Raw genomic sequence first — 13,742 nt, 5'->3', positions numbered from 1 at the left:
GTCAAGCAGGTGGGGCGAGACTCAGGCCTCGACGGCCGCCTCCTCGGCGGGGGCCTCCTCGGCCTGCGCGGCGACGACCTGGAGCACAACGGCCTCAGCGTCATCGGCGAGCACGGAGCCCTCGGGCAGCGGGATGTCCTTGGCGAGGATCGAGGCACCGGCGTCCAGGCCCGCGATCGAGACCGTCACGGACTCCGGGATGTGCGTGGCCTCGGCCTCGACGAGCAGCGTGTTCATCACGTACTCGAGAAGGTTGCCGCCCGGGGCCAGCTCGCCCTCGACGTGCACCGCGATCTCGACCTCGACCTTCTCGCCGCGCTTCACGGTCAGCAGGTCGACGTGCTCGATGTTGCCCTTGATGGCGTTGCGCTGCACGGCCTTGGGGATGACCAGCGCGTCCTTGCCGTCGATCTCGAGACCGATCAGCACGTTGGCGGTACGCAGGGCGAGAAGCAGCGCGTGGCCCGGAAGGTTGACGTGAACCGGCTCAGCACCGTGGCCGTAGACGACTCCGGGAACCAGGTTGGCGCGACGGGTACGACGGGCAGCGCCCTTGCCGAACTCCGTACGGACCGTTGCGTCGAGCTTGATCTCAGCCATGCTGCACTCCTCGTAGGTGAAACGTAAGGTGACGAAAACCGATGGTCACCCGGCCCACGACAGGCCTGCTACGAAGAGCGCGTCGATAACGGAGCGCCGGACCCATGACCAGGCATGAGAACGGCCTCCCTCGCCGAGCAACTTGTCCAGTCTACCCGGCGGAGAGGCCGCGCCCAAAGTCGATCACCGGGACCACCCGTGGGCGATCACCCGAGGGTGACTACTCCTGCTCCTCGAAGAGGCTCGTCACCGAACCGTCCTCGAACACCTCGCGCACCGCACGCGCGATCGTCGGTGCGATCGACAGCACCGTGATCTTGTCGAGCTCCAGCTCGCCCGGCGTCGGCAGCGTGTCCGTGAAGACGAACTCGCTCACCTTCGAATTCTTCAGACGGTCCGCGGCAGGACCCGACAGCACACCGTGCGTCGCGGTCACTATGACGTCCTCGGCACCGTGCGCGAACAGGGCGTCCGCGGCCGCACAGATCGTGCCACCCGTGTCGATCATGTCGTCGACCAGGACACACACCCGGCCCTGGACGTTGCCCACGACCTCGTGGACGCTGACCTGGTTCGGCACGTCCTTGTCGCGGCGCTTGTGCACGATCGCGAGGGGAGCGTCGAGCCGGTCGCACCAGCGGTCGGCGACGCGCACCCGGCCGGCGTCCGGAGAGACGATCGTCAGCTTCGAACGGTCGACCTTCGCGCCCACGTAGTCCGCCAGGATCGGCAGCGCGAACAGGTGGTCGACCGGGCCGTCGAAGAAGCCCTGGATCTGGTCCGTGTGCAGATCCACGGTGAGGATGCGGTCCGCACCCGCCGTCTTCATCAGGTCCGCGATCAGACGGGCCGAGATCGGCTCACGGCCACGGTGCTTCTTGTCCTGACGGGCATAGCCGTAGAACGGCACGATCACGGTGATCGACCGGGCCGACGCGCGCTTCAGCGCGTCCAGCATGATCAGCTGTTCCATGATCCACTTGTTGATCGGAGCCGTGTGGCTCTGGATCAGGAAGCAGTCGGCGCCACGAGCGGACTCCTGGAAACGTACGTAGATCTCACCGTTGGCGAAATCGAAGGCCTTCGTCGGCACGAGACCGACACCCAGTTGATGTGCGACCTCCTCGGCCAGCTCGGGGTGGGCGCGGCCGGAGAAGAACATCAGTTTCTTCTCGCCGGTCGTCTTGATCCCGGTCACAGCACAGTCTCCTCAGACGTGTATCTGGCACCGCGCGCATGAGTCCCGATCTGCGACGAGCCAGCCGAAATGGGTGAGCATCTATCACGGTACGCCGCCTTTGGCGCACCTGTTTCCGGTCAGCTTTCGCCGTCGGACTCCTGTGAGGCGGCCTGAGCGGCCTGAGCCGCCGCGCTCCCCGGCCGCTTCCGGGCGACCCAGCCCTCGATATTCCGCTGCTGGCCCCGGGCCACGGCCAGTGAACCCGATGGCACGTCCTTGGTGATGACCGAACCGGCGGCTGTGTAAACGCCGTCCCCGACCGTGACAGGCGCCACAAACATATTGTCCGACCCGGTCCGGCAGTGGGACCCGATCGTGGTGTGGTGCTTGGCCACCCCGTCGTAGTTCACGAACACGCTCGCCGCACCGATGTTCGTGTGCTCACCGATCGTCGCGTCCCCGACGTAACTCAGATGCGGGACCTTGGTGCCCTCGCCGATCGTCGCGTTCTTCATCTCGACGTACGTACCGGCCTTGGCCCTGGCGCCCAGCCGCGTACCGGGACGCAGATACGCGAACGGACCCACCGACGCCCCGGGGCCCACCTCGGCGCCGTCCGAGACCGTGCTGTCCACCCGCGCGCCCGCGTGGACGACGGTGTCCTTCAGACGGGAGTTCGGGCCCACCTCGGCGTCCTCGGCGAGATGAGTGGCCCCCAGCAGCTGGGTCCCCGGGTGCACGACAGCGTCACGCTCGTACGTCACCGTCACGTCGATCAGCGTCGACGCCGGATCCACGACCGTCACGCCGGCCAGCATCGCGCGCTCCAGGAGCCGCTCGTTGAGCAGACGCCTGGCCTCGGCCAGCTGGAGCCGGTTGTTGATCCCCAGGATCTCCCGGTGGTCGCCCGCCACCGAAGCTCCCACCCGGTGGCCGTCCTCGCGCAGGATCGACAGCACGTCGGTGAGGTACTCCTCACCCTGGCTGTTGTCCGTACGCACCTTGCCCAGCGCCTCGCTCAGCAGCCGGCCGTCGAACGCGAAGACTCCGGAGTTGATCTCCCGGATCGCGCGCTGCGCGTCGGTGGCGTCCTTGTGCTCGACGATCTCGGTGACCGCACCGGTGGCCGCGTCGCGGACGATCCGGCCGTAGCCGGTGGAGTCCGGGACCTCGGCGGTCAGGACGGTCACGGCGTTCGCGTCGGCGGCATGGGTGGCGGCGAGCGCGGACAGGGTCTCGCCGGAGAGCAGCGGGGTGTCCCCGCACACGACGATCACGGTCCCGTCGACAGTCCCGCCGAGCTCTTCAAGTCCCGTACGGACCGCGTGACCTGTGCCGTTCTGCTCGGCCTGGTAGGCGGTGCGCACGGGGGTGTCCCCGGCGGACAGATGCGCGGTGACCTGCTCCCCGGCGTGGCCGACGACCACGACGAGGTGCTGGGGGGTGAGCTCGTGGGAGGCGGCGACGACATGTCCGACGAGCGAGCGCCCGGCGATCTCGTGCAGGACCTTGGGCGTCTTCGACTTCATGCGGGTGCCCTCACCCGCTGCGAGGACGACGACGGCGGCCGGGGTGTGGACGCTCACGGAATTGCCCTTCGGCTTCGGGTGGTGGACACCCGCAGGATACCGGGGGCTTTTGTGCACGAAACGAGCGCGGGCCCCGACCAGGACGGTCGGGGCCCGCGCGTGCAGCTCCCCCACCAGGACTTGAACCCGGACAAATAGCACCAAAAGCTACTGTGCTGCCAATTACACCATGGGGGATTGAGCGGACATTCCTTCAGTCCGCTCGATTCGCACCCAACACTATGCCGTACCAAGCGCCTTCTGCGCGATGGTGGAGCTCTGCGCGTGCGGACGTGCGGGTCGAATGCGTGCCCGGTTCGCCGGATCGTGCGATCTATCGGCTTTGCGGTATGACCGGCGGGTTTCTGTGCTGACGGAGTCTCCCGAAAAACAGATGCGCCCGCCCGTAGGCTGGACGCCATGACCGCAACGGGGGAAGACCGGGAAGCGGCGGGCCCGACCACCCGCGGCTACTGGTGGTGGGAGCGGCGGCGCAGTGTCGCCCTGGACGTGGGGCTGGCGCTGGTTTCGGCGCTGGAGTGTGTGGTGGAGGGGGTGGCGTTCGCCGGGGACACCGGGTTGCCGGTGCCGCTCGGGGTGCTTTTCGGGCTGTTCGCGGGGTCGGTGCTGGTGTTGCGCCGGCGGTGGCCGATTGCCGTGGTACTGGTGTCGATAGCGACGACTCCGGCCGAGATGGGTTATCTCATGGCGATCGTCGGGCTGTACACCCTGGCGGCGTCCGAGGTGCCGCGCAGGATCACGGTGGTGCTGACGGGGATGATGCTCGTCGGCACGTTCATCGTGTCGTACGTGCGGCTGCGGCAGAGCGTGAGTGCTCATGCGGATTTCGGGCCGGGTGTCTGGTATGTCCCGGTGGTGTCCGTGTTCATGTCGCTGGGGCTTACGGCGCCCTCGGTGCTCTTCGGCCTGTATATCGGGGCCAGGCGCAGGCTGATGGAGAGCTTGCGCGAGCGCGCGGATTCGCTGGAGCGGGAGTTGTCGCTGCTCGCGGACCGGGCGGAGGAGCGGGCCGAGTGGGCGCGTACCGAGGAGCGGACCCGGATCGCCCGGGAGATGCATGACGTGGTGGCGCACCGGGTGAGTCTGATGGTGGTGCACGCGGCGGCGTTGCAGGCGGTGGCCCCGAAGGATCCGGCGAAGGCGGTGCGTAACGCCGCGCTCGTGGGTGACATGGGCCGGCAGGCGTTGACGGAGCTGCGGGAGATGCTCGGGGTGTTGCGGAGCGGGGATCCTCTGGTGGCTCCTGAAGCCGGGCGGGTGCCGTTGGCTTCGGTGGGGCGGGTGGCCGCGGCGGTCGTGCCCGAGGCGGTGGAGGACGGGCCCCGGCTGCACGAGGTGGAGGCGTTGGTCGCGCAGTCCCGTGAGGCGGGGATGACGGTGGAGCTGTCGGTGGACGGGGAGCCGCGTCCGTATGCGCCGGAGGTGGAGCAGACGGCGTACCGGGTGGTGCAGGAGGCGTTGACGAACGTGCACAAGCATGCGGCGGGTGCGAAGACGTGGGTGCGCCTGGCGCACCGGGGGGCGGAGGTGGCGATGCAGGTGGAGAACGGTCCGACGGACGGTGTGACGGCGGACGCGGGGTTGCCGAGCGGTGGCAACGGCCTGGTGGGGATGCGGGAGCGGGTGCTGGCGCTGGGCGGTGTGTTCGTGTCGGGGGCGACCGACGCGGGGGGTTTCCGGGTGTCGGCGGTTCTGCCGGACGGTGGTGCGGCGTGAGGGGGCAGGCGGTGGCTGCCCGGTGGGGTGCGGCGTGAGGGGGGCCGGGGACGGCTGCGCGGTGCGGGGGTTTCGCTCAGCCTGAGGTGAGGCGTGCGGGCTGTACGCCGGTCATGAGGGTTTCGAGGGCGCGGTCGATGTCGGAGCCGAGGTACCAGTCGCCGGTGTGGTCGATGGAGTAGACGCGCCCCTCGCTGTCGATGGCGAGGATCGCCTGTCCGTCGCCCTCTTCCCCGAGGGGCGCGACCTCGGTCTCCAGCGCCCGTCCGAGGTCGCCGAGCGTGCGTGCCAGGTGGAGTCCGCCGAGTGGGTCGATGTGCACGGTGGTGGTGGCGATCTGGCGGCCGGGTGCGGACGCGGTGATGCGGAGTCCGCCGAATTCCGCCCAGGCTTCGACCGCCGCGGGGAAGACGGCGTGCTGGTGTCCGGCAGGGGAGGCGTGGGAGCGAAGGGCGTCGGCCCATTCCTCGGCCTGGCGGATGTTCCAGCGGCCCGGTTGCCATCCGGCGTCGTGGAGTGCGGCGTCGACGGCGACGGGGAAGCGGGTGGTGGAGGCGCGGTTCTGCTGTCCGGGTACGTCGGTGTGGTGCTGCATGGCGGTGGGCTCAGCCCTTCTCGGCGGTGGTCGCGGCACCCGTGGTGAGGTCGACGGGGCGTACGCCGAAGTGGGCGAGCATGACGGTGCAGGAGCGGCAGGGGGGTGCGTAGCTGCCGTGGAGCGGGTCGCCGTCCTCCCGGATGTGTCGCGCGGTGAGGCGCGAGTGCTTGAGGGCGCGGCGGGCTTCGCTGTTGGTGAGGGGCTTTCGCTGGGCGCGTTTGGAGCGGCTGTCGTCGGCTGCGGTCAGCTGGCGTGACAGGAGTATGGCTTCGGGGCAGCGTCCGGTGAAGCGCTCGCGCTGGTTGCTGGTGAGGGTGTCGAGGAAGTCCTGTACGAGTGGGTGCAGGGTGGGCGGCTGGTCTCCTTTGCCCGCGGTGCAGGTGAGTGTCTCTCCGCGTACGGACAGGGCTGCGGCCACGGCGGGCAGGATGCCGTCGCGGCGGTGGTGGAGCTGGGGCGCGCGGTTCGGTTCGGCGGTGCTCCAGCTGAGTCGCGGGTCTCCGGATGTGACTGTTTGTGCTGTGTGCATGGTGCTGGTGTCCCTCCCTGCAATCCCCCGAGTTGCGGGGGACAGCCTGCCAAATATGCAGGGTGGTGGGGAAGCTGGGTGGGTGAAACTCGTCTGCGTGTCGCGGGTGGGGGGTGCGTTTGTCGCGTGTCCGTCACGCGATGGTGACGGACGGTGAGTGGTCTGCCCGGGGGCGGGTGGCCTTGTTGCGTCACCGCATAGGCTGTGCGGAACACCGGAAGCAGCAGGGGGCAACCGCCATGACGACAGGTCGGCTCGGGCAGCAAGCCGCGCCACCGAATGCGGCCTACACCGGGCAGGTCGTGCATTTCCCGGATCCTGTCCGGGCGTCCCGCCACCCGAGGGGCGTGCGTGTGGACGGGAACGGCCATCCGGTGTTTTCGCCGTACGCGCGTGCGGTCGCGGAGATCGCGGATCCTCCTGAGGGGTTCGGTGTCGACGAGCTGCGGTTGACGGACTACGTGTCGGCGAACGCCGCGTTGGCGGCGAGCGGTCATGAGCTGTGGGACACGATCCCCGCGGTGGCGACCCCGCACGGCTGGACGTGGCATCACGTGGCGGGTGGCCGGCGGATGGAGCTGGTGCCGGTCGAGGTGAAGGCGTTGTTGCGTCATCACGGTGGTCTGGCGACGGCCGGGGTGGATCAGGACCGTCGGGGCACGCGGCCGTTGCAGGAGACGCGGCCGGCCCACTTCCGGCTGCCGAAGGGTTCTGTCGCGGTGGGTGAGCAGCAGGTCCTGGGTGTCGAGGAGGATCTGGGGTATCGCCTTCCGGGTGCGTACCGGTCGTTCCTGAAGGCCGCGGGCGGTTCGGCGCCGGTCGGTGCGGCGCTGGACGCGGAGCTGGGGCTGCTGGTGGACCAGCCGTTCTTCACGGTGCGTGAAGAGGCGGCTGTGAATGATCTGGTCTATGTGAACAAGTGTCTGCGTGATCACTTCACGAAGGATTTCCTGGGCGTGGGTTTTGTCCAGGGCGGGATCCTCGCCGTGAAGGTGCGTGGTGATGGCGTGGGATCTGTGTGGTTCTGCGCGTACGACGATGCGCGGGATCAGGACGGCTGGGGTGTGCAGGAGCGGGTGGACCGGCTTCTGCTGCCGTGCGGCGAGGACTTCGATGCTTTCCTCCAGCGTCTTGCGGGTAATCCGCCGGAGCTGGAGACGGTGGCGAACCTGATGGTGGACGGTGGCTTCGCGCGGGCCGTCCCGGTGGAGGGGTGAGCGCGGTGGTGACGTTCGCGCAGGCGCAGGAGCGGGCGGATGAGTGGGTCAACGGTGACGTGCCCGCGTATCAGCACCGTGAGGTCAGGGTCCGTGAGTTCGAGCTGGGTTTCGTGGTGTGGGCGGAGGACCGTGCGGAGGGCCCCGTTTCGGACGGGGGCCGTCAGCGGCTGGTGATCGCCAGGGACAGCGGCGAGGCGACCTTGTGGCCGGGACTGCCGGTGGGTGAGGTGATCCGGCGGTACGAGGAGGACTACGGGGCGCCCGCGGAGGCGGAGGCCGCTCCGGAGCCGCCGCAGCGTATCGATCTGAATCAGACGTCGTTCCTGTTGACGCCGCCCGAGTGGCTTCAGGAGGCGGCGGACAAGCTGGGGATTCCGGACCGCCGCGCGGGGGCGGAGGAGTCGCCCTCCGATGCCGCCGATTCGGGGTCGGCGTGGCCGGCCGCGGGCGGGCAGCAGGATCACGAGCCGACGGCGAACGACGGCGTACCGGCCGGGGGGACACCCTGGGCGGGTACGGACACGAACGGCGCGGACGAGGGCGGGGTGCCGCTGCCCGCGACGGTGTTCGCACCGCCGCTCTCCGGGTCGGACGATGACGGGACTCCGCCGCCGGTGGTTCCGGCCGAGGCGCCCACGGCGTTGATGTCGGGCGGCAGCCGGCTGCCGCCGACCGCGGTCGTTCCGGGTCTTGACCCGCAGGCACCGCCTCCGGGGCCCCCTGCTCCTGCTGGCCCTCCCGCTCATGCTGCCCCGGGGCCCGCTGCCCCGGCTCCTCCGTCCGTTCCTTCCGCTCCCTCCGCCCCTCCGGCTCCTGCCGGTCCGGGGCCCGGGGACATCGCGGACGCGGCGACGAGCAAGGCCGCGGTGCCGCCGCGGGGTGCGCGTGGGTCGGGGTCGACGACTCCGCCGCCGCCCGGGGCGCCCGGTACGCCGGGGGTGCGGCCGGGGGCGACTCCGCCTCCTTCGGCGCCGGGTGCGCCCGCGGGCCCTTATGTGCCGACGCAGATGGTGTCGCAGCTGGGGCCTCCGGGTGCACCGGACTCCGGTCCGACGCCGCCCCCGCCGCCTCCTGCGGGCTCCGCACCGCCTCCCGGGCCTCCTGGTCAGCCGGGTCCGCCCGGTCCGCCGGGTGCGACGCCGCCTCCGGGTGGTGGGGTGCACCATGCGGAGACGATGTTCGCCGACGCGAGCATCGGTGGCCCGAACGCACTGCGGCCGCCGGGCCCTCCCGGGCCGCCTGCTCCTCCCGGCCCGCCCGGTGCCCCGGGTGCCGTGGGCGCGCCGCCCCCGCCCCCTCCGCCTCCTGCGGGTTCGACGCCGCCCGGCTTCCCCGGGCCGCCTCCGGGCGCGACGCCGCCTCCGGGTGGCGGGGTGCACCATGCCGAGACGATGCTGGCGGGTCCGGGTCCGGGTTCGACACCGCCGCCCGGCCGGCCCGGTCCGCCCGGTCCTCCGGGGGTGCCGGGCCAGGGTCCGCACACGCCGCCGCCTCCCGGGGCGTACGGCTATCCGCAGCAGCCGACGGGTCAGCCGACGGTCGGGCCGGGGTATCAGGCCGTGCTGCGTTTCCGTGCGGCCGATGGCAGTGAGCAGCAGTTGATCCGGCGTTCGGCGCCGGGCACTCCGCATCCGGAGTGGCAGATGCTGTATGAGCTGCGGGGGATGAACGTCCCGCCGCAGCAGGTCATCGAGCTGCATACGGAGCTGGAGTCGTGTGAGCTTCCGGGTGGTTACTGTGCGCGGATGATCCGGGAGACCTGGCCGCAGGTCCGGATCACGAGCGTCGCGCCGTACGGCACGGATCACGCGAGCCGGCAGCAGGGCATGCAGCATCTGCTGACGCATCAGGGTGAGTTGCACCAGGTGGCCGACGGCCCGGCGCGGCCGGCTCCGGTGCGGGCTCCGTTGCCTCAGGTGCCGCCCGCGATGGCGGTGCCTCCTGAGGCGTTGGCCGAGGAGATGCTCGGGGCGTTCGGTCCGCAGGGTGTACTGCGTTTCGACCAGCGGGCGGTGTCCCGTCAGGGTGTGCCCGAGGTGGTGGCGCGGACGCTGATGTGGGCGGGACTGCCCGCCGATTTCGGGCCGTTCTTCTGGGCGCAGCCGGGTCATCCCGTGGTGCCGACGCTGGCGGAGCTGGCGGCGCAGCGTCAGGTGCAGCCGGCGTCGGACGCGGGTTCGTACCTGGTGATGGGTTCGGACTTCGGCCGGGCGATCTGTGTGCAGTACGGCACGGCGAACATCGTGGCTGTTCCGGTGGAGGCGGGTCCGGGTGGCGGGCCGGTTCCGCCGCAGTTCGTGAACACCGGGCTGCCGGAGTTCGTGCGGTCGATGGCGTTGCTGGGCCGGATGTGGCGGCTGCGGTTCGGGCTGAACCCGGAGCAGGCGGGCCGTTGGACGGTCGATTTCCAGGCGCAGTTGGTGGCGATCGATCCGGCGGCGCTGGCCTCGCCCGAGGGCTGGTGGTCGGTTCTGCTGGAGCAGATGTGGGATGGGCTGCTGTAACGCGTCCTGACCGAATCTGATCTGTTGTGTACGAGAGGCGCTCGCCCTGTGATGGGGTAGGCGCCTTTTGTATGGGGTTTTGTGATCCGGGTCGCTTCGGTCCTGAATGCAGCTGATCGATTCCGACTTCCGGGCCAATTACCGCATCCTTGACGTATCGCTTCATGGTCATGGAGTCGAAGAGCGGGAAAGAGGGCTTCAGGGATGAGTGGTGGACCGGTGTCCGCGCACGGTTTCGTCGGCGTACGCGGGCGTGGTTACCGTCCTGAGCAGGTGGACCGCAAGGTGGCCTCGCTGTCCGCGGAGCGGGACGAGGCCCTGGAGCGGATCTCCTGGCTGACGGAGCGTGCCGAGGAGCTGGTGGCCGAGTCGGCGCGGCTGGGCGAGGTGGTGGCCTCGCTCCCGCCGCAGACGTATCAGTCGCTGGGGGAGCGGGCGCAGCGGATCCTGGCTCTGGCCGAGGCGGAGGCCGAGGCGACGCGGGGGGCCGCGATCGAGGAGGCGCAGGCGCTGCGGGACGCGGCGGTCGCGGCGGGCCAGGAGTCCGGGGAGTCGGCGCGTGTGTCGGCGGGGGCTGCGCGGGCCGCGGCGGACGCCGGTGCGGATGAGGTGCTGGCCGCGGCGCGGGATGCCGCCGGGGTGCTGGTGGAGGAGGCGCGCCAGGAGGCCGGTGAGGTGCGCGGGGCCGCGGAGGCGGAGATGGCCGGGACGCGTCGCCGTACGGCGGGTGTGCTGTCCCACCAGGAGCAGGAGCACGCCGAGCGGAGCAGGGGCGCGGACGGCGAGATCGCCGCCGCGGAGGCGGCCGTGGCGGAGCGTGAGACGGAGCTGGCGGCCCGTGGGGCGGCGCTGCTCGACCAGGCGCGGCGGGAGCTCGCGGAGGCGGAGGAGACGGCCGCGCTCGGCCAGCGGGACGCGGAGGCGCGGGCGGCGGAGCTGCTGTCCGGGGCCGAGGTGGCCCAGGAGCGTGTGGTGCGGGAGACCGAGCGGATCCTGCGGGAGCACGAGGAGGGCCGCGAGGAGGTGCAGGCGCACATGGCGCACGTACGCAATTCGCTGGCGGCGCTCACGGGGCGCGCGGTGCCGGGTCCCGCGCGGGACTGAGGCCGGCTCGGGGCGAGGGCTGCGACGCCTGGTCAGGGGCGTGGCCAGGGGCGTTCGGAGAGCTGCTCGATGCCGCTGTTGAAGCGCTTGAGGTAGCCGGCGAAGGCGGCGATGTCCTCGTCGGGCCAGTCGTTCATGACCCGGTCCAGACCGTGCACGATGCGGTCACGTTCCTCGTCCAGGAGCCTGACGCCCTCGTCGGTGATGCGGAATTTGCGGGCCATGCCGCCCTCGGGGTCGGCGATGCGCTCGGCGAGCCCGGCGCGGGTCGCCGCTGCGGTCTGGCGGTTGAGGGTGGAGGCGTCGAGACCGAAGGCGTCGCTCAGTTCGCCGTTGGACATCGGGCCCTGGACGCGGATGCGGCTCAGCAGGACGTAGGCGCTGCGGTCCATGAGGGCGTTCTTGTGACGTCCGCCACGGAGGTGCGCGAGGTCGTGACGCCCGAGCAGCATCTGTTCGTACTCCACGTCGTCCGTGGGCCTGCCCATGCCTGCGGCCTCCTGCTGCTTCCTCGGGTCGATCGTGCGTCCACCGGCGTTCCATGCTCTCATGAGATGTGTACTGGGCACATAACGTGTACGACACATTCGACATGTACGATGCACATCGATATTCGGCAGAAAAAGCAAGACAACAACCCCGTCAGGAGTCCCACCTCTATGGATGCCCCCCAGCCGACAGCCAGATCAGGCGGTGTGATCGCCACGCTCGCCTTCGCGGGCACCGTGGCGGCGATCATGCAGACCCTGGTCACCCCGCTCATCGGAGAGCTGCCGAAGCTCCTCGACACCACGTCCTCCAACGCCGCCTGGGTGATCACGGCCACCCTGCTGGTCTCCGCGGTGTGCGTGCCGGTCTCCGGACGGCTGGGTGACCTGCTGGGCAAGCGCCGGATGCTGCTCGTGTGCGCGGTGCCGCTGGTCGTCGGCTCCGTGGTGTGCGCACTCGCGTCCTCCGTCGTCCCCATGATCGTCGGACGCGGTCTGCAGGGGATGGGGATGGGAATGGTGCCGCTCGGCATCGCCCTGCTGCGTGACGTGGTGCCGAAGGAGAAGATGAGCTCCTCCATCGCCCTGGTCAGCGCCTCCCTCGGCATCGGCGGCGCCCTCGGCCTGCCGATCGCTTCGGCGGTCGCCCAGTACGCGAACTGGCGGGCGCTGTTCTGGGGCTCCGCCGTGCTGGCCCTCATCATCTTCGCCCTGATCTGGTTCCTGGTCCCGGACGTCCCGGCCGGCGCCAAGGGGCAGCGCTTCGACGTGCCCGGCGCCATCGGTCTGGCCATCGGTCTGGTCTGTCTGCTCCTCGCCATCTCCAAGGGCGCCGAGTGGGGCTGGACCTCCACGACGACGCTCGGCCTGCTCGTCGGCGCCGTCGTGGTGCTGCTCGTCTGGGGCTTCTGGGAACTGCGCACCAGGGACCCCCTGGTCGACCTCCGCACCACGGCACGACCCCGCGTGCTCATCACCAACATCGCGTCGCTCTTCGTCGGCTTCGGCATGTACGCCGGCATGCTGATCGCGCCGCAGCTCCTGCAGTTCCCCGAGGCCACCGGCTACGGCCTGGGCCAGTCGATGCTCGCGGCGGGCCTGTGGATGGCCCCCGGCGGCCTCATGATGATGATCGTCTCCCCGCTCGGCGGGAAGCTCATCGACGCCCGCGGTCCCAAGTTCGCGCTGATCTCCGGTGTGCTGGTCATCGCCGCGGCCTACGGGATCGGGATTCTCCTGATGAGCTCCGCCTGGGGCCTGATGCTGTTCCTCATGGTCAGCAGCAGCGGTGTCGGTCTCGCCTACGGGGCCATCCCCGCCCTGATCATGAGCGGCGTCCCGGCGTCCGAGACGGCCGCGGCCAACGGGTTCAACACCCTCATGCGCTCGCTCGGTACCTCGATCGGCGCCGCCGTGATCGGCGCGCTCCTGTCCCAGATGACCACGGACATGGGCGGCTTCACCCTGACCTCCGAGTCCGGGTTCCGTACGGGCCTGATGTTCGGCTGCGGTGTCGCCATCGTCGCCGTGGTGATCGCGTCGTTCATCCCGGCCGTCCGCCGTTCCGCCACCGCCCCGGACGAAACGGCCGGCACGGCCGTCTCGCCGGAGGCGGCCCCGGTCAAGGGCTGATCCCGGCCCGCGTTCCCGTACGCCGAAGTGCCCGGCCTCGACCCCACAGGGGTGGAGGCCGGGCACTTCGGCGTCGAAGGCCGGGCACCGGGGCGGGCTGCCTCAGATACGCGGGTCCGTCGGGTGGGAGCCCGTGGTTGGGCCGCCACCGGGAGTGTTGCGCCGCGGTGCGTCGTGCTCCTTCTTCTTGCGGGGGATGAGGCCCGCCAGGCCGAGGAGGCCGACGAGCCCCCAGAGCCCCCATCCGCCACTGCTGTCATCCTTCTTGTCGTCGTCGTTCGCGGCGACGGGGGAGACCGCGGCGGTGGCTGCCACCTGCCCCGCGGGGGCCTGGGCAAGAGCCGGTGCCGCGGGGGCGAGGAGAAGCGCGGCGGTGAGGGCGAGGGTGGCGGAGGTGTGTCGCATCGTGTCGTTCCTCTTCTTCCGGTGAGGCGTCGCTGGGTGCTCGCTGACCGGTCACCGTCACGATGCGGGGGGAGCAAGGGCTCCGGGCGCACCTGCGGGGGCCGGACGCGTCCCGGCCATCACCCCCCGCCCGGCCCGGCTCCGCAACCGCAACCACAGCCTCTCCGGCCGACTTCA

General features: G+C 70.6%; 12 protein-coding genes and 1 tRNA gene. 5 read left to right on the top strand and 8 right to left on the bottom strand.

The window, feature by feature from the left end; all coding sequences use genetic code 11:
- Positions 1-21: 21 nt before the first annotated feature.
- The 4 genes from AB0C75_RS12405 to AB0C75_RS12390 form a co-directional block, all read right to left on the bottom strand.
- The gene (locus AB0C75_RS12405) at positions 22-600 is read right to left on the bottom strand and encodes a 50S ribosomal protein L25/general stress protein Ctc (RefSeq protein WP_362889784.1); all 579 of its coding nucleotides are present in this window, start codon (positions 598-600) and stop codon (positions 22-24) included.
- 220 nt (positions 601-820) lie between these two features.
- Positions 821-1,798 (bottom strand): ribose-phosphate diphosphokinase, encoded by a 978-nt coding sequence (locus AB0C75_RS12400; RefSeq protein WP_362889782.1) that lies wholly within the window; start codon positions 1,796-1,798, stop codon positions 821-823.
- Between the two features lie 119 nt (positions 1,799-1,917).
- Positions 1,918-3,366: a bifunctional UDP-N-acetylglucosamine diphosphorylase/glucosamine-1-phosphate N-acetyltransferase GlmU gene (gene glmU, locus AB0C75_RS12395; protein ID WP_362889780.1), complete on the bottom strand. Its 1,449-nt coding sequence runs from the start codon at positions 3,364-3,366 to the stop codon at positions 1,918-1,920.
- Positions 3,367-3,474: 108 nt separating this feature from the next.
- Positions 3,475-3,546 (bottom strand) — tRNA-Gln (locus tag AB0C75_RS12390).
- 222 nt (positions 3,547-3,768) lie between these two features.
- Here AB0C75_RS12390 and AB0C75_RS12385 point away from each other — a divergent pair.
- A complete protein-coding gene (locus AB0C75_RS12385; protein ID WP_362889779.1) occupies positions 3,769-5,085 on the top strand; it encodes a histidine kinase in 1,317 nt (438 codons plus the stop codon).
- Positions 5,086-5,161: 76 nt separating this feature from the next.
- Here the strand turns inward: AB0C75_RS12385 and AB0C75_RS12380 are convergent, their stop codons facing one another.
- Together AB0C75_RS12380 and AB0C75_RS12375 are read right to left on the bottom strand one after the other, a co-directional pair.
- A complete protein-coding gene (locus AB0C75_RS12380; RefSeq protein ID WP_362889777.1) occupies positions 5,162-5,680 on the bottom strand; it encodes an SUKH-3 domain-containing protein in 519 nt (172 codons plus the stop codon).
- A 10-nt stretch (positions 5,681-5,690) separates the two neighbouring features.
- Positions 5,691-6,212, bottom strand: a complete 522-nt coding sequence (locus tag AB0C75_RS12375; protein ID WP_362889775.1) for a YwqJ-related putative deaminase — start codon at positions 6,210-6,212, stop codon at positions 5,691-5,693.
- A gap of 239 nt (positions 6,213-6,451) precedes the next feature.
- Here AB0C75_RS12375 and AB0C75_RS12370 point away from each other — a divergent pair, with 239 nt between their 5' ends.
- The 3 genes from AB0C75_RS12370 (at position 6,452) to AB0C75_RS12360 (ending at position 11,040) form a co-directional block, all read left to right on the top strand.
- The gene (locus AB0C75_RS12370) at positions 6,452-7,429 is read left to right on the top strand and encodes an SMI1/KNR4 family protein (RefSeq protein ID WP_362889773.1); all 978 of its coding nucleotides are present in this window, start codon (positions 6,452-6,454) and stop codon (positions 7,427-7,429) included.
- Positions 7,430-7,434: 5 nt separating this feature from the next.
- Entirely contained in the window at positions 7,435-9,936 is a 2,502-nt protein-coding gene (locus AB0C75_RS12365; RefSeq protein ID WP_362890077.1) for an SUKH-4 family immunity protein, read from the top strand.
- Between the two features lie 204 nt (positions 9,937-10,140).
- Positions 10,141-11,040 (top strand): cellulose-binding protein, encoded by a 900-nt coding sequence (locus AB0C75_RS12360; protein ID WP_362889771.1) that lies wholly within the window; start codon positions 10,141-10,143, stop codon positions 11,038-11,040.
- A 32-nt stretch (positions 11,041-11,072) separates the two neighbouring features.
- Here the strand turns inward: AB0C75_RS12360 and AB0C75_RS12355 are convergent, their stop codons facing one another.
- Positions 11,073-11,528, bottom strand: a complete 456-nt coding sequence (locus AB0C75_RS12355; protein ID WP_362890075.1) for a MarR family transcriptional regulator — start codon at positions 11,526-11,528, stop codon at positions 11,073-11,075.
- Positions 11,529-11,699: 171 nt separating this feature from the next.
- On the opposite strand from AB0C75_RS12355, the gene AB0C75_RS12350 reads away from it, so the two are divergent.
- Positions 11,700-13,160: an MFS transporter gene (locus AB0C75_RS12350; RefSeq protein ID WP_362889769.1), complete on the top strand. Its 1,461-nt coding sequence runs from the start codon at positions 11,700-11,702 to the stop codon at positions 13,158-13,160.
- Positions 13,161-13,262: 102 nt separating this feature from the next.
- Here the strand turns inward: AB0C75_RS12350 and AB0C75_RS12345 are convergent, their stop codons facing one another.
- Positions 13,263-13,565 carry a WGxxGxxG family protein gene (locus AB0C75_RS12345; RefSeq protein ID WP_362889767.1) on the bottom strand — a complete coding sequence of 101 codons (303 nt, stop codon included), beginning with the start codon at positions 13,563-13,565 and terminating at the stop codon, positions 13,263-13,265.
- Positions 13,566-13,742: the final 177 nt, after the last annotated feature.

Source organism: Streptomyces sp. NPDC048565, from assembly GCF_040650935.1.
Classification (GTDB): Bacteria; Actinomycetota; Actinomycetes; order Streptomycetales; family Streptomycetaceae; genus Streptomyces.
Note: the sequence above shows the minus strand (reverse complement) of the source record. Positions and strands in the feature narration are given on the sequence as shown.

Bases quoted from the DNA above. Each gene is read 5' to 3' on its own strand.
- AB0C75_RS12355 (WP_362890075.1), bottom strand. From the start codon at position 11,528: ATGGGCAGGCCCACGGACGACGTGGAGTACGAACAGATGCTGCTCGGG.
- AB0C75_RS12385 (WP_362889779.1), top strand. From the start codon at position 3,769: ATGACCGCAACGGGGGAAGACCGGGAAGCGGCGGGCCCGACCACCCGC.
- AB0C75_RS12350 (WP_362889769.1), top strand. From the start codon at position 11,700: ATGGATGCCCCCCAGCCGACAGCCAGATCAGGCGGTGTGATCGCCACG.
- AB0C75_RS12380 (WP_362889777.1), bottom strand. From the start codon at position 5,680: ATGCAGCACCACACCGACGTACCCGGACAGCAGAACCGCGCCTCCACC.
- AB0C75_RS12345 (WP_362889767.1), bottom strand. From the start codon at position 13,565: ATGCGACACACCTCCGCCACCCTCGCCCTCACCGCCGCGCTTCTCCTC.
- AB0C75_RS12375 (WP_362889775.1), bottom strand. From the start codon at position 6,212: ATGCACACAGCACAAACAGTCACATCCGGAGACCCGCGACTCAGCTGG.
- AB0C75_RS12370 (WP_362889773.1), top strand. From the start codon at position 6,452: ATGACGACAGGTCGGCTCGGGCAGCAAGCCGCGCCACCGAATGCGGCC.
- AB0C75_RS12405 (WP_362889784.1), bottom strand. From the start codon at position 600: ATGGCTGAGATCAAGCTCGACGCAACGGTCCGTACGGAGTTCGGCAAG.
- AB0C75_RS12360 (WP_362889771.1), top strand. From the start codon at position 10,141: ATGAGTGGTGGACCGGTGTCCGCGCACGGTTTCGTCGGCGTACGCGGG.